This window comes from Formivibrio sp. oc-25 (genome assembly GCF_055810895.1).
The window spans coordinates 1-632 of the sequence record NZ_JBVVOL010000100.1; the positions used below are offsets into that span (position 1 = coordinate 1).

Genomic DNA, 632 nt, shown 5'->3' on the forward strand with positions numbered 1-632 from the left:
CCACCAAGGAACTGATGCCGTTCTACCTCGTCGCCCTGCTCTCCGTCTTCGCCTTCGCTTACATCCCGGCCCTGACGATCTAAGCTGCATTACTGTACAGATTTTCACCCCCCCAATCGCCACCGGTAACGGTGGCGATTTCTTTTTTCGGAAATAACCCGTTATTGCCAGCGCAACAGGCTCTAAGCGCAGCATTGCTCCCGACAAAATCGGTGGGGGGTGCTCCAGCACAGGCAATCAAACCATGAATTTTATTCACCGATACCCGAATATTTGTCGCTATTCAGCAGTAGTTGAAGTTTTTAGACTACTCCCATCGCAACATGATTATTAATTGCTGCGAAATGAAGCCAATTACCTTAAATGTTGGAGAATTTTATGGATATGGAACGAAAAAGACTGGTTGAGGAACTCAAACAGTCAGCCTACCGCATCCGCCGCTATGCGCTGCGCATGGGTGAGGTGCAGGGCCAGGGTTACATCGGACAGGCATTGGGTATTGCCGATATGCTGGCCGTCGCTTACAGCCATGCCATGACGTACAAGCCGGAAGAGCCGGAATGGGAAGGCCGCGACCGATTCCTGCTCTCGCATGGCCACTACGCCATTGCCCACTACGCCGCGCTGATCGA

Annotated in this window: 1 pseudogene; it reads left to right on the top strand. The window is 52.2% G+C overall.

What is annotated here, in order from left to right:
• Positions 1 to 378: 378 nt before the first annotated feature.
• A pseudogene (locus AC0KVQ_RS16510) lies at positions 379 to 632 on the top strand (transketolase); the annotation flags it as partial.